11 protein-coding genes are annotated in these 20704 nt (G+C 68.7%); 5 read left to right on the forward strand and 6 right to left on the reverse strand.

Annotated features, from left to right (window positions below; genetic code table 11):
* Positions 1–19 precede the first annotated feature (19 nt).
* From rpsG to GIY23_RS20260, 3 genes are all read right to left on the reverse strand, one after another.
* Positions 20–490, reverse strand: coding sequence for a 30S ribosomal protein S7 (rpsG, locus tag GIY23_RS20250; RefSeq protein WP_154078108.1), 471 nt, complete (start codon positions 488–490; stop codon positions 20–22).
* Positions 490–864, reverse strand: a complete 375-nt coding sequence (gene rpsL, locus GIY23_RS20255; protein ID WP_154078109.1) for a 30S ribosomal protein S12 — start codon at positions 862–864, stop codon at positions 490–492. Before rpsL ends, rpsG begins: the two co-directional genes overlap by 1 nt.
* A gap of 530 nt (positions 865–1394) precedes the next feature.
* Positions 1395–4715 carry an ADP-ribosylglycohydrolase family protein gene (locus GIY23_RS20260; RefSeq protein WP_187351950.1) on the reverse strand — a complete coding sequence of 1107 codons (3321 nt, stop codon included), beginning with the start codon at positions 4713–4715 and terminating at the stop codon, positions 1395–1397.
* Between the two features lie 283 nt (positions 4716–4998).
* Between GIY23_RS20260 and GIY23_RS20265 the strand changes: the two genes are divergently transcribed.
* The 4 genes from GIY23_RS20265 to GIY23_RS20280 all read left to right on the forward strand — a co-directional run bounded on the left by GIY23_RS20265 (position 4999) and on the right by GIY23_RS20280 (position 7587).
* Complete coding sequence (locus GIY23_RS20265; RefSeq protein ID WP_154078111.1) at positions 4999–5412, forward strand: DUF6319 family protein; 414 nt, start codon at positions 4999–5001, stop codon at positions 5410–5412.
* Positions 5413–5540: 128 nt separating this feature from the next.
* On the forward strand, positions 5541–6050 hold the full coding sequence (locus tag GIY23_RS20270) for a YbaB/EbfC family nucleoid-associated protein (RefSeq protein WP_154078112.1): 510 nt from the start codon (positions 5541–5543) through the stop codon (positions 6048–6050).
* A gap of 59 nt (positions 6051–6109) precedes the next feature.
* Positions 6110–6376 carry a hypothetical protein gene (locus GIY23_RS20275; RefSeq protein WP_154078113.1) on the forward strand — a complete coding sequence of 89 codons (267 nt, stop codon included), beginning with the start codon at positions 6110–6112 and terminating at the stop codon, positions 6374–6376.
* Entirely contained in the window at positions 6376–7587 is a 1212-nt protein-coding gene (locus tag GIY23_RS20280; protein WP_154078114.1) for a WXG100 family type VII secretion target, read from the forward strand. Before GIY23_RS20275 ends, GIY23_RS20280 begins: the two co-directional genes overlap by 1 nt.
* Positions 7588–7741: 154 nt before the next feature.
* Here the strand turns inward: GIY23_RS20280 and GIY23_RS20285 are convergent, their stop codons facing one another.
* The 3 genes from GIY23_RS20285 to rpoB all read right to left on the reverse strand — a co-directional run bounded on the left by GIY23_RS20285 (position 7742) and on the right by rpoB (position 16817).
* Positions 7742–8926, reverse strand: a complete 1185-nt coding sequence (locus GIY23_RS20285) for a hypothetical protein (RefSeq protein WP_154078115.1) — start codon at positions 8924–8926, stop codon at positions 7742–7744.
* A 361-nt stretch (positions 8927–9287) separates the two neighbouring features.
* Positions 9288–13199, reverse strand: a complete 3912-nt coding sequence (locus GIY23_RS20290; RefSeq protein WP_154078116.1) for a DNA-directed RNA polymerase subunit beta' — start codon at positions 13197–13199, stop codon at positions 9288–9290.
* A 114-nt stretch (positions 13200–13313) separates the two neighbouring features.
* Positions 13314–16817, reverse strand: coding sequence for a DNA-directed RNA polymerase subunit beta (rpoB, locus tag GIY23_RS20295; RefSeq protein ID WP_154078117.1), 3504 nt, complete (start codon positions 16815–16817; stop codon positions 13314–13316).
* Positions 16818–17462: 645 nt separating this feature from the next.
* Between rpoB and GIY23_RS20300 the strand changes: the two genes are divergently transcribed.
* Positions 17463–20651, forward strand: coding sequence for a CHAT domain-containing protein (locus tag GIY23_RS20300; RefSeq protein ID WP_154078118.1), 3189 nt, complete (start codon positions 17463–17465; stop codon positions 20649–20651).
* The last annotated feature ends 53 nt before the right edge of the window (positions 20652–20704 follow it).

Consider the following 20704-nt stretch of genomic DNA (forward strand, 5'->3'; position numbering starts at 1 on the left):
GGCAGGAGCCGACCCGGTGTCACCAGCGGTAGTGCGCGAAGGCCTTGTTGGACTCCGCCATCTTGTGCGTGTCTTCGCGCTTCTTGACGCTCGCGCCCAGACCGTTGCTCGCGTCCAGGAGCTCGTTGGTCAGACGCTCGATCATGGTCTTCTCCCGGCGCTGCCGCGAGTAGGTGACCAACCAGCGCAGGGCCAGCGTGGTGGAACGACCGGCGCGGACCTCGATCGGCACCTGGTAGGTCGCGCCACCGACGCGGCGGCTGCGGACCTCCAGGGTCGGCTTGACGTTGTCCAGCGCGCGCTTGAGCGTGACGACCGGATCGGTGCCGGTCTTCTCGCGGCAGCCTTCGAGCGCCGCGTAGACGATCTTCTCGGCCAACGAGCGCTTGCCGTCGACCAGGACCTTGTTCACCAGCTGGGTGACCAGCGGCGCGCCGTACACGGGGTCGGCGTTCAGCGGTCGCTTCGGGGCCGGTCCCTTACGGGGCATCAGCTCTTCTCCTTCTTCGCGCCGTAACGGCTGCGAGCCTGCTTGCGGTTCTTCACACCCTGCGTGTCGAGCGAACCGCGGATGATCTTGTAGCGCACGCCGGGGAGGTCCTTCACACGGCCGCCGCGAACGAGCACGATCGAGTGCTCCTGCAGGTTGTGACCCTCACCCGGGATGTAGGCCGTGACCTCGATACCGCTCGTGAGCTTCACACGGGCGACCTTGCGCAGGGCCGAGTTGGGCTTCTTCGGGGTGGTGGTGTACACGCGGGTGCACACGCCACGCCGCTGCGGGCTCCCCTTGAGCGCCGCGGTCTTGGTCTTCGCGACCTTGTCCTGGCGGCCCTTACGGACCAGCTGCTGGATGGTGGGCATGGACCGGCTTTCTTCTCAGCGTTCGCGTCGGTGTGGCGCCCGGACGGGCACCGTGTCGTGCCCTGGCGTCGAGCACCGGTAGGCACTGTGTACTTGGGCCCCCTGCACCACGAGGTCGGGCGTGTCGCCCTCTCCTCGGCCTTGCGGCGCTGATGGCGTCCCGCCGGGAAACACCCGTGGGGTTTCAGGAGGAGTCCGCACGGCCCGTCTCGCAGGACGCCCCCACGGCGACCGGCGGAACCGGTGTTCGCGAGCCTCGTCACGTCACGGGCATACGGATCGGCCCGATGGCTGTCGGGTCCGTTGGATAAAGATACCTGCCCCGTTCTGAGAGGGTCAAAACGGGGGTACCCACCAGCGATCCTACCTGGCTGACAGTCCGGCCACGGCTACGTGAGCTGCGGGGACGACGAGGCAGAGCTGCAGGCGGAGTCCGGGCTCGGCGGTCGCACTGTAACCCGAAACACCGCCGGAATCATGTCACCACCGCGCGAGAGCCGACGGCGCCACTCGCCGGCAGCCGGTCTCGGTCACCGGGGAGCGTCCTCCTGGGCCAACCCGTGGACGCGGCGCGGCGTCGGCTTCGGCGCCGGGAACTCACCCACCGCGTCGTCGGCGAACACCTCCGGAGCCGCGCCAGTGGTCGGGGCGGTCGGGGCGAGGCTTCGCGCAGGGTAACGGTGCCAGTCCTCTTGGCCGGCGCCGTCCAGCTCGGGGGCGAACTCGCCGGTACCGAACTCGGCGACACAGTCCAGCGCGAGCTGTTCGATCACCTCGCGCAGTTCCAGATCCACCAGCCAGTCGACCGGTAGCGCCGCCACACCCGTCAACGCACCGACGATGTTGCCGCAGATCGCGGCCGTGGAGTCGCTGTCGCCTGCGTGGTGCGCGGCGACGCGCAAGGCCAGCTCGACATCGTCCCCGCCGATCAACGCGGCACAGACGGCGATCGCGAGAGCCTGCTCGCCGACCCAACCGCCACCGAGCGTGTCGTGCAGCCGATCGGGTGCCGGCACCCCGTGCGACGCGAACTCGACAGCGGTTTCGAGCAGGGCGCTGGTCTCTTCGTGCCCTTCCCAGGTCTCCAGGACCTGGAGGGCGAGCCACACGCCGTCGTCGAGACTCCGGCCGAGCAGCGCCTGCTGCACGATCACCGCGAGCGCTCCTGCGGAGTGATACCCGGCGGGATGACTGTGGGTCAGAGCCGCCGTGCGCGCGGCGACGGCGAAGACCTCGGTCGGGTCGGTCGAGCACATCGCCGCCGGGGCGGCTCTCATGACCCCGCCACAACCCTTCGAGTCGTTGATCTTCTCCTCGAACGAACCGATCGGCGCCCCGTCCGCGAACCCGTGGAGCGCGGCGAAGACCGTCTTGCCCGGTCCCCTGGTGGCGAACAGGTCGGGCACACCGGCGAGCCAGCCGTCGGGCTCGGGGGTCCCATCGAGGAACGTCCCGGCCGCTTCGCGCCACGGGATGCCCTGGGTGTGCAGCCAGCGTTGGTACGCGAGGTGCACGTGCGGCAGGAGGTCGCCGTCGCCGTACTCGCGCGCAGCCATCCTGCCCCGGATGAGCCCCTCAGCGGTGTGCAGCGTCATCTGCGTGTCATCCGTGATCGCGCCCCGCACCCCGTAGGCCATCGGCAGTCCTCGGGGCTCGTCGCCGCCCCACTCGGCGGTGATCTGTGCGGGAGTGCGGAACTCGAGATTCGCACCGAGCGCGTCGCCGAGGGCGCCGCCGAGGAAGCAGCCGAGCACCCGCTCGGTGAACAACGGCTCGGCCCCGGCGCCCGTGTCGGCACCGGTGTCGGCGGAGTCGCCGGAAACGGCAGTGCCGGGCGCCGCCGCCGACTCGGCAGCGGCCGACGGGGTCGGTTCCTCCGGTTCGGGCGCTTCCATGGGGACCGGCGCGCGAGCCGGGGACACTGCGGATCCCGACGAGTCGGGATCCGGCGTGCCGGGCGTCTCGGCGGAAGACTCGCTCCGACCCGGGAGCACCGAGAGACCGGCGAGCGCGGGAACGTCGGCACGCCCGCGGGTGGGACGCCCCGGGAGGTCGACCGGCGTGGGAGTGTCCACTTCGGCCACCCCGTCGGCCGCGGCGTCCGTCCCCGGTGAAGCGTGGTCGCCCAGAATGGGGTTCTCGTCCGGAGTGACGCTGCGGTCGGCGACGGCGTCGTCAGCGGCAAGGCTGTCATCGGACGCGATGGTGTCGTCCGGCGCAGGATTCTCGTCCGGGACACGGCCGCCGGCTTGGGCCGCGTTCTCGGACCCGTTCGAGATGTCGTCCTTCACGGAAAAGTTCTCCGACACGGCTTCCGGTTCGGGGGCCACCAACTCGCGCGAACTCGAGTCCCCGACAGCGGCACGCTCGCCGTGAGCAGCCTCGAGGCCGGCGGCGTCGCAGTCGGCAGGCTCGGAGTCGGTGGCCGCCTCCGGCTGGAGGACGTGCTCGGGCCACGCGGGCGCCGACTCCTCGACCGGCCCGTCCCGGTACGCGGCGAACCGCATCGTGTCCTCTGTGGACGGGACGACCGAGTCCTCCGGCTCGGTGGCGGGAAAAGCAGGGCCGGCCTCGGGCGAGGCGTCGAACGGTGGTTCCGGCTCGGCGAGATCGGCGTCGAGCACGGGCAGCGTCATCGTCTGTTCCGGGTCGGAACTCGTCGCCTGAGCGCCGGCGAGTTCCGGTGCCGCCGTGCCGCCGACAGGACGAGCGGGTCGAGCGGGGTGGACGTACCGCTGTGCCCAATTTCCCGCCGCGGGCCGTACCTGCGGCGGGAAGGCTTTCACCGCGTCCGCCGCCAACGTGTCGACAACTTCCCGAAGTTCGAGATTGTCCAGCCATTCGGGGGGAATTCCACCCACGCCGAACCGCGCACCGGCCAGCTGGCCCGCCAGTGCGCCCGCCACGCTGCTGTCGCCGTTGGTTCGCATCCCCCATCGGACGGCGTCGAAGAAGTTCTGGCCGCTCACGACACCGGCTAGCGCACTGGCCACCTCACCGAGGCCACTGGCGGTGTCGAATCCGGGGTGGGGCTCGCCCGGGTGAGATCCGGTCGTCTCACCGAACCCGTTGGTGAGGACCGCGTCGACCGCGGCCCACGCGGACCATTCGTCGAACTCGGGTCGCGCCTCCAGCAGGTCCTCGATACGACTGGTCCTGTCGTTGCCGCACAAGGCTTCGACCAGTGGCACCCCGCGGACGAGCCTGCCGAGCAGCGTCGCCTGGAACGCCCCAGCCGCCATCACCGAGCGGGAGGTGGTCACGCGGGAGGCCAGATCTCGCGCGAGCGCGTTCGTCGTCGTGTCGTCGTGCGCCCACAACAGCGTCGGAGACAGGCACGCCACCAGGACCAGAGACTGCCGCGGGTCACGGGTCCACGTCACCGGCGTCGGGTGTCCGAGGGTGAAAGCGGCGACGTCGCGCACCGTGTTCCCGAGCGGGTTGCCGTGCGAGTAGAGCTCAGCGCGGTTCGTCAGCCACCCACTCGGTTCGAACCGCGCGCCAGGGAATCGCCGCATCGCCTGGCTTTTCGGCACGCCCTGCGTGTGCAGCCACGCCGCGAGGTTGGCCTCGACGATCTCGCGTGCGTCGCGGTCCAGGGTCCGCGCGCGGATGAGCCCCTCCAGTACGAACGCCGTGATCTGGGACACGTCCGTTCCGGAATGAGGCGCACCGTAACGACGCAGATACTCGGCGACGTCCCCGGCATCGGGACTCACCGCCATCTGGTCGATCGTCGCGTAGCGCACGACCGCACCGAGGGCATCGCCGACGGCCCCACCCAGCGCGGCGCCGACGAACCGCTCGGACCAGGTCACCTCGGGCCGTCCCGAGGTGGTGTTGTCGATCATCCCCAAGTCTCCTGTCACCGAGCCTGCGGCGTCACGGGATCGCACCGGGCGGAAGCGCGCATGGTGCCGCCGTGCCACCACATCAGTGGAATCGGTCGCTGCATCACCCATCGTGCCCGACGGTGATCTCGGAACGTCACGAGGCCGGGCAGTGCCTGATTCGCGCTGCCTGAACCACGGTTCCGGTTCGCCCCTCGCCTACGTCGAAGCGAGCCCGCACACCTGGAGGGGAACAGGTGTTCTATGGTTGCTCGGCACGTCACGAGAGCCCGAGGGAGCGCACATGAGCGACGAGCAGTCCACGCAGACACAGCCCGCCACGGAGCAGCCTGCCGCCGAACAGTCCGACACACCGGCGAGCGAGACCGCTGCCGCGCCCGCCGAGACTCCGAAGAAGCGCACCCGCAAGGCCAGCACTGCGCGCAAGACTCGCACCGTGGAACTGACGTTGACCGTCACCGGCACCCTCGACGGCGAGTGGCAGGCCGAACTGGTGCACTCCGGCAAACGGGTCGTCCAGGGTCTGCCCGTTCCCGCGTCCAGCGTGTCGAAAGCGGCCGCCGAGCTGCACGGCGACATCTCCGAGGCGATCGAGAGCGTCCTGTCGCAGGCCCGGGAACAGCACGAAGCCAAGCTCGCCGAGCTCGAAGCCGAGGTCGAACGGGTCCGCAAGGCCCTCTCCGACCTGGAAAGCTGAGCCGCGCGACTGCCCGCGCCCTCGTCATTTCGGGACTCGCCGCGCCGTACGCACCGAAGTGCACAGTCCTGCACAGCTCGCGGTCGGATTTCTCGAATCCACACACGATCGATGTCGGATTCGAGAAGATGTCTCGACGCCATCCGCCCGACCACGACATGGGGCCGCACATGCCAGGACTGGAAGACATGCAGCGCAAACTCGACGCGCTCAAAGCGACCGCCGAGCGCGCCGAGAGCCAGCAGGGCGATCTCGCGCGGATGCGCGAGGAGATCACCGCGATCGAGGAGAGCGCGACCTCGTCCGACAAGACGGTGACCGTGACCGCCGGCCCGGGCGGTGCGGTGACGAACGTCAGCTTCACCCAGGAAGCGATGCGGCTCTCCGCCATCCAGCTGTCGAGCACCGTGATGAGCACGCTGCGGCAGGCCGTCGCCGCCGCCGCCCGCAAGCAGGCCGAGATCGTGCAGGGCCACGTTCCCGAGGGCGACGTTCTCGAACGCGTACTCCAGACGCAGGAAGAAATGCTGGGAACCAGCATCGAACGACCGACGTCCGACTCGGGACAGCAGAGTTCGGCGCGGCACGACGACGATGACGAGGGCCCGGACTCCTTCCTCGACAGCAGGGGGTACTGATGCCGGGCTTCGCGGTCACGCCGCAGAGCGTTGTGTCGTGCGGCAGCAACGTCGGCGGCATGACGAGCAACGTCGACACCATCAAGAGCCAGGCCAGTGGCGCCGAAGTCCCCGAGGTCTCCTGGGGCATTCTCGGCATGGCCACCACCTACAACTCGTACCGCGAGCTGCTCGAGAAGTTCAGCAGCCACCTCGACGAGGTCGGCGAGGGGCTGAAGTCCTGCGGGGACAAGCTCACCGAGTGCGGAAAGTCCTACCAGCAGGTCGACGAGGAGATCGCCGCCAAGCTCCAGAAGATCGCCGGTGAGCTCGGGAAGGTGGCCTGATGTCGTCGGTGGAAGCCAACGTCGAGGCACTGAGCGAGAACTCCGCGGTCAACCCCACTTCCGGCGTCGTCGACGCGTCCGCGTTCGGTGATCTCCCCTTCGTCAAGGACGCGATCAGCGCGACGGACAACGCCGCCGCCGGGGACGTCGAAGCGCTCCGCGGGGACATCGAGAGTTACGTGGGCAGCGCGGTCAGCGTCGCGCTGGATCCGATCGGGTTCCTGGTCGGCACGGGTGTCGAGTTCGTCCTCGACTTCGTCGCGCCCGTCCGGGACGCGATCCAGCTCGTCACCGGCGACGCCGAGGCGCTCACCGCCGGCTCCCAGGCGTTCGACCAGGTGAAGGCGGAACTGGACAGGCTCGGCCAGGATCTCACCGAGACCCTCGACAGCGAACTCAAGGACTGGGACGGGCAGGCTGCCGACTCCGTCCGCGCCAAGATGGCCACATTCGTCGAGGGCGTGCAGAACACCGCCGGACAGGCCAACAACCTCTCCGAGCTGCTTCAGATGAGCGCGACGATGATGGAGGCGGCCGAAGGCGTCATCAAGGGCATTCTCGGGGATTTCATCACCTGGGCGATCATGACCTGGGTTCCCGCGCTCGCCTCTGCGGGTCCGACGTTCGGTGCTTCGACCGCGGCCGCGGGCGCGGCCACCGGGGTGCAAGCGGGTATCACCTGCGCGAAAACCGCACAGAACATCCAGCGCATCACGAAGATCATCAACACGATCATGAACGTGATCACGGCGATCAAGGCCGTGCTCGACACGATCCGGATCGTCGAGAGCGTCGAGCAGATCACCAGCGGCTCCGGCGGCGGCACCGGCGCCGCGGGAGTGGGCAGCTCGGCGGCAGGCACCGCCAACAGCGATCTCGGGTCCGTGAAAGAACACGCCGGTGAAGTCGCGGGCGGATACCAGCGCGGAGCCGAGCAACACGGCGTCACCGTCGACCCCGACAACGACATCGCACGGACGAACGCCGACGGCAGCAGCACCAAGATCAACGACGACGGCAGCCCGACGCTCGACAGCCAGGGCAACGAGCAGAGCTCGCCGACGGACAGTTTCGGCGTCGGAGAGTCCGCTCTGAACAACACCGGCGAACAACTCGGGAACGCGGCGGACGCCCTGGAAGAGCAGGCAGAAGGCGGCGGGTTCTCGGACGTTCCCGCGGACCGAACGATCAGCGGCCAGCTCGACGTGTGACCGGCGAGTGCGACCAGCGGCGCGGGCTACCGCACCGCTGGTCGCGCTGAGAACTCTCAGAGTGCATTGGAAAACTGGCTTTTGTGCCCGTAGGGCACGGTCATACGTAACCAGCCTCGGCAGGGTGAGGGGCTCCAGCGTTCAAGACCTTCTGCTAGTAGGAGCTCTTCGGGGATGCGAGTGCTCGTACCAGCGTCTCAAGTGGCGCGTGCTGACGGTCGGCCTCGACGGAGGCAGGCTCCTGGTAGGCCGCAGCCGGAATCCAGCTGATGATCTGTTGGGCGATGCCGGTCAGCCGATCGATCGCCGCCGGGTCGTGCAGCGACGGGCCCCACACGAACAGTTTCCGCCCGGAGAGCCGGAACTGGATGGCGGGCTGCCCGAACGCGGCCAGCCACTGCACACGTTCCCGTGTCGCCACGGCACGAACGTAGTCCGGGACGGCACCCGAGAGGTGGTAGCGCTGCCCGGTGCCGCCGAACGGCACCGTGTCGATCGCCTGCCCCTGAAACGCGCCCTGCCCCCGGTTACGAGTGAACAGGTTGTGCACGTCATCGAGGGTGTTCCGCTGCAACGCCACAACCAGCTCCGGCACCGGGTGACGAAGCTCGACGACGAGCACACCGGGCCGGGCGACGACCTTGTCCTCCCAGGAGAAGCTGCGGGAACTCGCCGCCCCGGACTGTCTCGTCACCCATGCCCGTTGTTCGAGTTGCGCGGCGAGAGCGGGTAGACCATTCCACTCTCCACTCAGAACGGCCGGAATCTCCGTGCGGCGGTAGTCGTGCACCGGCTGCCCAGCCACTCCGTCCAACGCGGTCGCAGGAACGGAACGGTACAGACGCCAGTTGCGTTGCGCCGCCCACTGCGCGAGGTAGTCGACGCCGGTCTCGTTCACACCGACCGGCGGTGCGTCCCGGTCCTCCCGGCACCACGCCCGGGTCGGTGCCAGCATCGACAACACCGTCACCGCGACCACGGCGACTCCGACGACGAGCATCATCGCCCCGGCCGTCGAAAACTCCGGCTGGACGATCGCGAGTCCGAGCACCACGCCGAGCGACAGGAGCAGCCCGCACACGCGCAGGACCCCGCGCCCGCGTTCGCTGCCGTTGAACACCAGGAAGGTGACACCGAGCAGCGCCACGCCGAGCAGCATGTGCACGACGAAACTCGGGAACAGGACCGCATCCGGGTCCGCAGCGCCCGCGGCGACGAGCCAGACGACTCTGGCGATCATGGCGCCGGCCACGAGCACCGGTAGCGCCGTCACCGTCCACGGGCGACTCATCTCCCGGCCCTGGTGCCGGAAGACCGGTGCATGCTGCCGCGGATCCATCGAACCTCCCACGCCGACGACGACCAGCACGCTACCCGGCAGGACGCCCACGTGGTGCCGGTTCGACAAGGACGCCCAGGCCGCCTGTGGTCACCCGAGGCGCAGTGCGCCGACAGGTTCCCCGCCACCTACGCAGACCAGCCACCCGCGGGTTCTCAGCGCCATCCTCGCGAGGACAGCGATATCGCAGCGTAGGTCGCTACTCAAGAAATCGATCCCGCAGCGAGGATGGCGCTGAGGTTCCGCCACGGAACCACCAACGCAGAGCACCGCGCACATCCCATAACGCACAGCAAAGGGCCCCTGTCCGGAGGAGACGGACAGGGGCCCTCGTGCTCGTACCCGCGACGCGGGCGGTGCCTCAGCGGTAGTCGCGACCGAAGTCGTAGTCGTCGAGCGGAACCGCCGCACCCGTCCCGGCGCCGAAGACGTCCGGGGTGTAGTAGCCGTCGTCGTAGGACGGGATCGCGTAGGCCGCGGCCCGAGCCTCCTCCGTCGGCTGCACCTGGATGTTGCGGTACCGGTTGATGCCCGTACCGGCCGGGATCAACTTACCGATGATGACGTTCTCCTTGAGGCCGACCAGCTTGTCACTCGCGCCCTCGATCGCGGCGTTCGTGAGAATGCGGGTCGTCTCCTGGAAGGACGCCGCCGACAGCCACGAGTCCGTCGCCAGCGAGGCCTTCGTGATGCCCATGAGCACCGGACGACCCGAAGCCGGGTCACCGCCCTCGGAGACCACGCGCCGGTTCTCCGACTCGAACGTCGAGCGCTCAACCGGGGCACCCGGCAGGAACTCGGTGGCACCCGAGTCGATGATGATGACCCGCCGCAGCATCTGGCGGACGATCACCTCGACGTGCTTGTCGTGGATGCCCACGCCCTGCGAGCGGTACACCTCCTGGACCTCCCGGACCAGGTGCAGCTGCGCCTCCCGCGGGCCCATCACACGCAGCACCTCGTGCGGGTCGACCGCACCTTCCATGAGCTGCTGGCCGACGTCGATGTGGTCGCCGTCGGCGACCTGGCGCTCGGTGCCGTCCACCGCGATCACCGCGAGACGCTGACGCTTCGAGAGCTTGTCGTAGACGATCTCGTCGCTGCCGTCGTCCGGAATGATCGTGATCTTCCAGTACCGGTCGTTGTCCTCCAGCCGGATCCGGCCGGGCGCGTCGGCGATCGGCGCCTTGCCCTTCGGGATCCGTGCCTCGAACAGCTCCTGCACACGCGGCAGACCGGTCGTGATGTCGTCCGCGGTCACACCACCCTGCTGGAAGGTGCGCATCGTCAGCTGCGTGCCGGGCTCACCGATCGACTGCGCGGCGACGATACCGACGGCCTCACCGACGTCGACCAGCTTGCCGGTCGCCATCGAACGGCCGTAGCAGACCGCGCAGACCCCGACGCCCGACTCACAGGTCAGGACGCTGCGAACCTTGACCTTCGCGATCTTCGCCCCGACGAGCTTCTCGATCGCCGGGTCACCCAGGTCCGCACCCCGAGCGAGCACCACGTTGCCGTCGGCGTCGGTGACGTCGTCGGCGGTGGTCCGGGCGTAGACGCTGGTCTCGACGTGGGCGTCGCGCATCACCGTGCCGTCGGGCAGGACCTCCGCGATCGGCATCGTGATGCCGCGCTCGGTCTTGCAGTCCGTCTCGCGCACGATCACGTCCTGCGAGACGTCGACCAGACGGCGGGTCAGGTACCCCGAGTCGGCGGTCCGCAGCGCGGTGTCCGCCAGACCCTTCCGGGCACCGTGGTTGGAGATGAAGTACTCCAGCACCGACAGACCCTCGCGGAAATTGGCCTTGATCGGACGCGGGATGTACTCACCCTTCGGGTTCGACACCAGTCCACGCATCCCGGCCAGCTGCACGACCTGCGTCATGTTACCGGCGGCACCGGACTTGACGATCGTGGCGATGGAGTTGTCCTCCGGGAAGTTGTTCTCCATCTCCTCGGCGACCTCCTCCTTGGCCGCCGTCCACACCTTGACGAGTTCGGCGTTGCGCTCCTGGTGCGAGAGAGCACCGCGGCGGTACCGCTTCTCGACCTGGTCCGCCCGCTGCTCGTAGCCGTCCAGGATCTCCGTCTTGTTCGGCGGCACGACCACGTCCGAGATGGACACGGTCACGCCCGAGCGGGTCGCCCAGTAGAAGCCGGCGTCCTTGAGCTTGTCCAGCGTCTTCGCCACGGCGACCATCGGGTACCGCTCGGCGAGATCGTTGACGATCGCCGCCTGCTTCTTCTTCGGCAGCAGCTCGTTCACGAACGGGTAGTCAGCGGGCAGGTTCTCGTTGAAGTACACCCGGCCCAACGTGGTCTCGGCGAGCCACGTGTCCCCGGGCTCCCAGCCCTCCGGCGCCATGTCCTTGTTGGGCGCGGCGTCCTTGAGCCGGATCTTCACCTTCGCCTGCAGGTCGAGGCCACCGCGGTCGTAAGCCATGATCGCCTCGCCGACCGACGAGAACGCCTGACCCTCACCGTCGGCGCCGTCCACCTGCTTGGTGAGGTGGTACAGGCCGGTGACCATGTCCAGCCGCGGCATCGCCAGCGGACGGCCCGACGCAGGCGAGAGGATGTTGTTGCTCGACAACATCAGCACGCGCGCCTCGGCCTGAGCCTCCGCCGACAGCGGCAGGTGAACGGCCATCTGGTCACCGTCGAAGTCGGCGTTGAACGCCTCGCACACCAGCGGGTGCAGCTGGATCGCCTTGCCCTCGACCAGCTGCGGCTCGAACGCCTGAATACCGAGGCGGTGCAGCGTGGGGGCACGGTTGAGCAGCACCGGGTGCTCGGCGATGACCTCTTCGAGGACGTCCCAGACCTGCGCACGCTGCCGCTCCACCATCCGCTTCGCGGACTTGATGTTCTGCGCGTGGTTGAGGTCGACCAGCCGCTTCATCACGAACGGCTTGAACAGCTCGACCGCCATCTCCTTCGGCAGACCGCACTGGTGCAGCTGCAGCTGGGGACCGACGACGATGACCGAACGACCGGAGTAGTCGACACGCTTACCGAGCAGGTTCTGCCGGAACCGGCCCTGCTTCCCCTTCAACAGGTCGGACAGCGACTTCAACGGACGGTTGCCGGGACCGCTGACGGGGCGGCCACGACGGCCGTTGTCGAACAGCGCGTCCACCGACTCCTGCAGCATCCGCTTCTCGTTGTTGACGATGATCTCGGGCGCACCGAGGTCGATCAGTCGCTTGAGGCGGTTGTTGCGGTTGATGACCCGGCGGTACAGGTCGTTGAGGTCGGAGGTCGCGAACCGGCCACCGTCGAGCTGCACCATCGGACGCAGGTCCGGCGGGATGACCGGGACGGCGCCCAGCACCATGCCGCTCGGGTCGTTGCCGGTCGACTGGAACGCCGCGACGACCTTCAGCCGCTTGAGCGCGCGCAGCTTCTTCTGCCCCTTGCCCGAGCGGATGACCTCGCGCAGCGACTCGGCCTCGGCGTCGATGTCGAAGCCCTGAAGCAACGACTCGATCGCCTCGGCGCCCATGCCGCCGGTGAAGTACTCGCCGTAGCGATCGTAGAGCTCGCGGTAGAGCAGCTCGTCCGGGATGAGCTGGCGCGGCTCGAGCTTGGTGAACGTCGACCAGATCTCGTCGAGCTTGTCGAGCTCCCGCTGCGCGCGGTCGCGGAGCTGGCGCATCTCACGCTCGCCGCCCTCCTTGACCTTGCGGCGCACGTCGCTCTTGGCACCCTCGTTCTCGAGTTCGGCCAGGTCGGCCTCGAGCTTCTGGGCGCGCGCCTCCAGGTCGGAGTCACGTTCGTCGGAGACCCGCTTGCGCTCGACGTTCATCTCGTTCTCGAGCGTCGAGAGATCGTTGTGCCGCATCTCGGTGTTCACCGATGTGATCACGTACGCGGCGAAGTAGATGATCTTCTCGAGGTCCTTGGGGGCCAGGTCGAGCAGGTAGCCCAACCGGCTCGGCACACCCTTGAAGTACCAGATGTGCGTCACCGAGGCGGCGAGTTCGATGTGGCCCATCCGCTCACGGCGGACCTTCGCGCGGGTCACCTCGACGCCGCAGCGCTCACAGATGATGCCCTTGAAGCGGACCCGCTTGTACTTGCCGCAGTAGCACTCCCAGTCCCGGGTCGGACCGAAGATCTTCTCGCAGAAGAGCCCGTCCTTCTCCGGCTTCAGGGTGCGGTAGTTGATGGTCTCGGGCTTCTTGACCTCGCCGAACGACCACTGGCGGATGTCGTCGGCCGTGGCGAGGCCGATGCGGAGTTCGTCGAAGAAGTTGACGTCAAGCACGTCGGGTCTTCTCCCTTAGTTGAGGTGTCAGCCGGTGCTGGCGACCGGCTGTCGGTGCCGAGTTGGGTCGGACGCCGGTCCGCGGAACGCAGGCTCCGCGGACCGGCGGCGAGGTCAGTTGACGACGTCGTCGACCGACGGGGACTCATTGCGGGACAGGTTGATGCCGAGGTTGGCCGCGGCACGCTCCAGGTCCTCGTCGTCACCGTCGCGCATCTCAATCGCGGCGCCGTCGCTGGAGAGCACCTCGACGTTCAGGCACAGCGACTGAAGCTCCTTCAGCAGCACCTTGAACGACTCGGGGATGCCCGGCTCGGGGATGTTCTCCCCCTTCACCACCGCTTCGTAGACCTTGACGCGACCGAGCACGTCGTCGGACTTGATCGTGAGCAGCTCCTGCAGCGTGTACGCCGCACCGTAGGCCTGCATGGCCCAGCACTCCATCTCACCGAAGCGCTGACCACCGAACTGCGCCTTACCGCCCAGCGGCTGCTGGGTGATCATCGAGTACGGCCCGGTGGAGCGAGCGTGGATCTTGTCGTCCACCAGGTGCGAGAGCTTGAGGATGTACATGTATCCGACCGAGATCGGGTACGGGTACGGCTCACCACTGCGCCCGTCGAACAGCTCGGCCTTGCCGTCGCCGCCGACCATGCGCTCACCGTCACGGTTCGGCCTGGTCGAGGCGAGCAGACCGGTGATCTCCTCTTCGCGGGCACCGTCGAACACCGGGCTCGCCGTGTTCGTGCCTGCTTCGACGTCGTAGAGGTCCTCGGGCAGGCGCTTGGCCCAGTCCGGGTCGCCGTCGATGGACCAGCCCTGGGAGGCGATCCAGCCGAGGTGGGTCTCCAGGATCTGCCCGATGTTCATCCGTCGCGGCACACCGTGGGTGTTGAGGATGATGTCGACCGGGCTGCCGTCCGCGGTGAACGGCATGTCCTCGGCGGGCAGGATCTTGCCGATGACGCCCTTGTTGCCGTGCCGGCCCGCGAGCTTGTCGCCGTCCTGGATCTTGCGCTTCTGGGCGACGTAGACCCGGACCAGCTCGTTGACACCCGGCGGCAGCTCGTCCTCTTCCTCCCGGTTGAAGACACGGACGCCGATGACCTTGCCGGTCTCGCCGTGCGGCACCTTCAGCGAGGTGTCGCGGACCTCGCGGGCCTTCTCACCGAAGATCGCCCGCAGCAGCCGCTCCTCCGGGGTCAGCTCGGTCTCACCCTTCGGCGTGACCTTGCCGACGAGGATGTCGCCGCCCTGCACCTCGGCACCGATGCGGATGATGCCGCGCTCGTCGAGGTCGGCCAGCACGTCCTCGGAGACGTTCGGGATGTCCCGGGTGATCTCCTCGGCACCGAGCTTGGTGTCCCGGGCGTCGACCTCGTGCTCCTCGATGTGGATCGAGGTGAGCACGTCGTCCTGCACCAGCCGCTGGGAGAGGATGATCGCGTCCTCGTAGTTGTGGCCCTCCCACGGCATGATCGCCACGCGGAGGTTCTTGCCCAGCGCCATCTCACCGTTCTCGGTGCACGGCCCGTCGGCGATGACCTGCCCTTCCTCGACCCGGTCGCCCTCGTTGACGATCGGCTTCTGGTTGGTGCAGGTGCCGTGGTTGGAGCGGTTGAACTTCTGCAGCCGGTAGGTGCGACGGTTGCCGTCGTCGGCCATGATCGTCACGTAGTCGGCGCAGAGTTCCTCGACCACACCGGCCTTCTCGGCCACGACCACGTCGCCGGCGTCGACGGCGGCACGCAACTCCATGCCGGTTCCGACCAGCGGGGACTCGCTGCGCAGCAGCGGGACCGCCTGACGCTGCATGTTCGCGCCCATCAGTGCGCGGTTGGCGTCGTCGTGCTCGAGGAACGGGATCATCGCGGTCGCGGCGGAGACCATCTGCCGCGGCGAGACGTCCACGTAGTCGATCTCGGTCGGCGCGAGCAGCTCGACCTCGCCGCCCTTCCGGCGGCCCAGCACCCGCTCCTCCTGGAAGTGACCGTCGGCGTCGATCGGCGCGTTGGCCTGCGCCTTGACGAAACGGTCCTCCTCGTCGGCGGTGAGGTAGTCGATCTCGTCGGTGACCAGGCCCTCGACGACCCGGCGGTACGGGGTCTCGATGAAGCCGAACGGGTTGACCCGCCCGAAGGTCGCCAGCGAGCCGATCAGACCGATGTTCGGGCCTTCCGGCGTCTCGATCGGGCACATCCGGCCGTAGTGGCTCGGGTGCACGTCGCGGACCTCCATCTGGGCCCGCTCCCGGGAGATACCGCCCGGGCCGAGCGCGGAGAGGCGGCGCTTGTGCGTGAGACCCGCGATCGGGTTCGTCTGGTCCATGAACTGCGACAGCTGCGAGGTGCCGAAGAACTCGCGGATCGCGGCCACGACCGGACGAATGTTGATCAGCGTCTGCGGCGTGATCGCCTCGACGTCCTGGGTGGTCATCCGCTCACGGACGACGCGCTCCATCCGGGACAGCCCGACTCGGACCTGGTTCTGGATGAGCTCGCCGACGGTGCGCAGGCGGCGGTTGCCGAAGTGGTCGATGTCGTCGACCTCGACCGGGACGTCGGTGACCTCCGAGCCCTCGGGAACCTGCTGCGCGGGCATCGAGTCCTCGCCGGCGTGCAGCCGGACCAGGTACTCGATGGTGGTGACGATGTCGTCCTCGGTGAGCACGCCCGACTCGAACGGCAGGTTCAGGCCGACCTTCTTGTTGACCTTGTACCGGCCGACACGGGCGAGGTCGTAGCGCTTCTCCTTGAAGAACAGGTTCTCCAGGAGGGTCTGCGCGCTCTCCTTCGTCGGGGGTTCACCGGGGCGGAGCTTGCGGTAGATGTCGAGCAGGGCCTCGTCCTGCCCGGCGGTGTGGTCCTTCTCCAGGGTCGCCATGAGCGTCTCGGAGAAGCCGAACCGTTCGCGGATGCCTTCGTCGGTCCATCCGAGCGCCTTGAGCAGCACGGTGACCGGCTGCCTGCGCTTGCGGTCGATGCGCACACCCACGGTGTCGCGCTTGTCGACGTCGAACTCCAGCCACGCACCGCGGCTGGGGATGATTTTGACGCTGTAGACGTCCTTGTCGGTGGTCTTGTCCACCGACTGGTCGAAGTACACGCCGGGCGAGCGGACGAGCTGCGAGACGACGACGCGCTCGGTGCCGTTGATGATGAACGTGCCCTTGTCGGTCATCACGGGGAAGTCACCCATGAACACCGTCTGGCTCTTGATCTCGCCGGTGGTGTTGTTGGTGAACTCCGCCGTGACGAACAGCGGGGCGGCGTAGGTCATGTCCTTGTCCTTGCACTCCTCGACGGAGGCCTTGACCTCGTCGAAGCGTGGGTCGGAGAAAGACAGCGACATCGAACCGGAGAAGTCCTCGATCGGAGAGATCTCGCCGAGAACCTCCGCGAGACCGCCGATGGGATTGTCCTCGCCTGCGTCGACCCGGCGCTGGAACCAGGACTCGTCGCCGACGAGCCATTCGAAGGACTGGACCTGGAGATCGAGCAGATCGGGAACTTCCAACGACTCGCGAATGTTCGCGAACGAGACTCGCCTCGGTGCCCCAGGGATCCCCGATGCGTTGTTGGAAGCTGCAGAGACCTTGGTCGCGCGGGAGACTGCCAAGATGCGTCCTTCCGGGACTCTGAACTGGCTACAGCCGAACCGAGGCGCGGGGACCTCAGCTAACACGGCTGTCAAGGGTGCAAATGCGGCCACCATCCTACGGCCCCACGCGGGGACGCCGGAATGCGGGCAGCGCAAAGGGGCAGTCTAGCCGGAACAGCGCCAGCTGTCGAGGGGGCCCCGACAGTGCACCCTGTCGGTCTCGTGCCGCGCCCTCGCCAGTTCGGTCCCGGGATCAGCCGTCCGCGTCGGGAACCAGCGTGACCCCAGCGGGCGCGAACGTCAAGAGATGCCGTTTCGATCACCCTCGTGGCGCAGGCAACGGCGCGGGCGGCCGACCATGCAAGCGGTCATTTTCGCTGCGCACGGACATCGCTACGAGGTTTCGCAGGTCGATTTGTCGACACGCCCGCGTCGCGATCCCGACAGCGTGACCACGTCTTCGACCAGCGCGGACGCCACGTGCTCCGAACCCACCCGGGTGCGCCGAAGGACCGCGAGTCGAGCGTGCCGTTGCCCGGCCCCGGCGGACCGGGAACCCGGATGAAGCGGACACCGGCGTTTGCTACGAACGGGCTACACGGGAACGCGGAACGCCGGTAACGTGTGACGACCGCGAAACCCGGGACAGCCACAGGAGACGCAATGAACGACGAGGTGGGTCGACGCGGCGAGACGGCCCACCGGCACCACCGTCAGGACACCGCGGGCAACTCGTGGTTCGCCAGTCCCGACGCCGAATCGGACACCGGGCGGGACCAGTCCACGTCCGCGACACCCGAGTCCACGACCGGGGCCCAGGCACCGCCCGCGGCCGATCCCGCCCCGACCCAGCACCGTTACGCCGAGGCGCTCGAAGCCCTCAACAGGATCGTCAGCACCCGTGACTTCCAGGCCCTGCCCTGGGTCACCCAAGTCCTCAAGGCCACCGCGAACACGCTGCACGAGCGCGACCCCGCGCGGGCCGGTGTACTCAACAACCTCGGCAGCGCCGCCCAGCTCGCGTTCCTCGCCAGCGGATCACCCGAGGACCTCGAGGACGCGACGTACCACTACCGCGCCGCCGCCTCCGCCGCCCGCGAACGCGACCCGGATCGGGTGCTCTATCTGAGCAACCTGTCGCTGGCACTGACCGATCGAGCCTTCCGGGAACGCCGCGCCGACCTCGCCGCCGACGCCGTCGACAGCGGCCGCCGCGCGGTCGACCTCACCGCGGACAACGATCCACGCCGACCGACGGCGCTGGTCAGGCTCGCGCACTCGCTGAAGCTGCACGCCACGCTGGCCGACGACGTCGCGTCCGGAGACGAAGCGATCAGCGCGTTCCGCTCCGCCGCGCGCAGCTTCTTCAGTGGCGACACAGGATCGGTCTCGGCCGAGAGCTCCGACCTGCTCACCCATCTCGGCGCGACCCTGCTCACGCGCTACCGGCGCACCGGAACACCCGAGGACATCGACGAGGCGATCCAGCACCTCGACCGGGGGGTCGGGGGGCTGGCCGACGGCTCGGCCAGGCGCGAAGCGGTTCACGAACTCGCCACCGCCCTGCGGTTGCGGTTCCGGCTCCGAGGCGACCTCGCCGACCTCGACGAGTCGGCCACCGAGTTCATCGGCATCGTGGGCGTGCTGCACCCCGAACACCCGATGCTCGGCAAGGTGCTGCTGGGCCTCGCCCGCACCGCGGGCGAACACGTCGACTCGACCGGCGAACCCAGCGGACTACGGCGCTGCCTGCGCGCGTTGTCCCCGGCGATCCGTGCCGTCGCCACCCACGATCCGGACCGCCCCGCCGCGCTCGCCGCGTTCGGCGCGTTGATGCGACGGCTGTTCCTGCACGGAGCCGACGCGAACGCCATCGACACCGCTGTCGCCGCAGGTGAATCCGCCACCCGCGCGGGTGGCGCCCCCGAGGTTCGGTGCGCCGTCCGGACCGCGCTGGCGACCACCCTCGTCGCCAGGTACGAACACAACGACGGTTCGGCCGACCTCGACCGCGCCGCCGAGGTCGCGAACGAGGCCGCCGAACTCGCCGAAGAAGGCTCGCCGGCCGAGTACCGCGCACGGATCCAGCTGGGCCTCGTCGCCTCCCACCGGTACCGGCAGAGCGGTTCCACCGCCGATCTCGACGAAGCGGTGAACACCTTCGACGAGGTGATGGTGCGGATGCCGCGCTCGTCGAGCGAGCGCGCTCTCGTGGCCGCACACCTGGGGCAAGCACTGCAGGCGTCGCACCAACACACGGGCAAGCGGCGGACCTACCGCTGGGCACGCCGTGTACTCGCCGAGGGTTCCGACCAGTACACGGCGCCCGCCGACCATCGACTGCGGGCGGCGACACTCGCAGGCAGGCTCGCCGCACAGGCGCAACGCTGGCCCGAGGCGGTGGAGTCGTTCCGGTCGGCCGTCGACCTGCTCCCGGTCGTCAGTCGCGGCAAACAGGCCGTCGCACCGCCGAGGACACAGCAACGCTGGGCGACGATGCTGGCCGACGCGGCCGCGTGCGCCATGGAGGACGGTTCGGCCGAGCACGCCCTCGAACTGCTCGAACACGGCCGGTCGGCGATCTTCGCCGACGTCGCGCCCGCCGCTGGGGAACTCGGCGAACTGCACCGGGTCGCTCCCGAGCTCGCCGACGAGGCCGTGCGGGTGCGCAGGCTCCTGGACCGGCCCCCCGAGGAAGACGTCCTCGCCGGTCCGCCGGTTCCCGCCGAGGACGGCAGGCGCAAACGCCTCGCGGCCGCGTGGGAGCAACTGCTGGACGAGATCCGCGCGATGGACGGCCAGCAGGAGCACCTGCGGCGGACCCCGATCGAGCGGTTGCGCGCCGTCGGCGAGTCGGGTCCGGTCGTCGTCGTCAACGTCAGTCGCTACCGCTCGGACGCGTTCGTCGTCTTCGGCGGCCGCGTTCTTCCGGTCGCACTGCCGGGCGCGAACCACGAGACGCTCGCCGGATGGGCGGCGTCACTGCTCGACGAGAGCCGACCGGACGAGATCGGGCGCACGCTCGAGGGCCTCTGGCACACGGTGACCCGGCCGGTGCTCGACCGGATGGGCTACCGGCACCAGGTCGCCGACGGCGGCCGCTGGCCGCGGGTGTGGTGGTGCACGTTCGGCGCCGCAGCGCTCCTGCCGTTGCACGCGGCGACTGCCGAGAACGGCGACAGTGCGCTCGACCGGGTCCTCTCGTCGTACACGCCGACCCTGGGCACCCTGCTCCGTGCGCGTGAGCAGGCGCAGCGGCCGCCGGTCGGGAGCGGTCTCGTGGCGGCGGGATCGCTACGGCAGGCCGCTCGTGTCCAGGGGCTTCCCGCGCAGAACCAGGTGCTCGCGCGCTCCTGGCCGGAGGCGGAGCTGATGGGCCAGGAGGACACGACCCCGCACGACCTGCTCGAGGCGATTCCGGCGCACTCGTGGCTGCACGTGTGCGAACGGAGCACGCACTTTCCAGCGCACCCGGCGGCGAGTCTGCTGCTCGACCGGGGCGAGCAGCCCTCGCTCGGGCTCGTCGAACTGGGCCAGATGGCGTTGCAGCACGCCCAGTTCTGTTATCTCGGCGCCGCCGCCACCGCTGCGCAAACGCCGACGAGCGCCTCGGTGACGCTGCCGGGATCCCTTGCCGCGGCCGGGTTCGCCCACGTCGTCGGCTCGCTGTGGCAGCTCGACGCGGACTGTGCCGAGCAGGTTCAGGCCGACGTGTACGCGACGTTGACCGCGGACTCGGCGTTCTCGCCCCAGCGCTCCGCGGAGGCGCTGCACCACGCCGCGCGCACACAACGCGCGGCCTCCCCGGAAGCACCGACACGCTGGGCCGGACACCTCCATCTCGGTCCCTGACACATCGCGCCCATGCGAAGCGAACGGCACTCTCGCCTCGTCTGACGAGGCGA

This window comes from Allosaccharopolyspora coralli, assembly GCF_009664835.1.
In the GTDB taxonomy this organism is placed as follows: Bacteria; Actinomycetota; Actinomycetes; order Mycobacteriales; family Pseudonocardiaceae; genus Allosaccharopolyspora; species Allosaccharopolyspora coralli.

Excerpts from the sequence above, each read along its gene's own strand:
- rpsG (WP_154078108.1), bottom strand. The coding sequence starts at position 490 with ATGCCCCGTAAGGGACCGGCCCCGAAGCGACCGCTGAACGCCGACCCC.
- rpsL (WP_154078109.1), bottom strand. The coding sequence starts at position 864 with ATGCCCACCATCCAGCAGCTGGTCCGTAAGGGCCGCCAGGACAAGGTC.
- GIY23_RS20260 (WP_187351950.1), bottom strand. The coding sequence starts at position 4,715 with ATGATCGACAACACCACCTCGGGACGGCCCGAGGTGACCTGGTCCGAG.
- GIY23_RS20265 (WP_154078111.1), top strand. The coding sequence starts at position 4,999 with ATGAGCGACGAGCAGTCCACGCAGACACAGCCCGCCACGGAGCAGCCT.
- GIY23_RS20270 (WP_154078112.1), top strand. The coding sequence starts at position 5,541 with ATGTCTCGACGCCATCCGCCCGACCACGACATGGGGCCGCACATGCCA.
- GIY23_RS20275 (WP_154078113.1), top strand. The coding sequence starts at position 6,110 with ATGACGAGCAACGTCGACACCATCAAGAGCCAGGCCAGTGGCGCCGAA.
- GIY23_RS20280 (WP_154078114.1), top strand. The coding sequence starts at position 6,376 with ATGTCGTCGGTGGAAGCCAACGTCGAGGCACTGAGCGAGAACTCCGCG.
- GIY23_RS20285 (WP_154078115.1), bottom strand. The coding sequence starts at position 8,926 with ATGGATCCGCGGCAGCATGCACCGGTCTTCCGGCACCAGGGCCGGGAG.
- GIY23_RS20300 (WP_154078118.1), top strand. The coding sequence starts at position 17,463 with ATGAACGACGAGGTGGGTCGACGCGGCGAGACGGCCCACCGGCACCAC.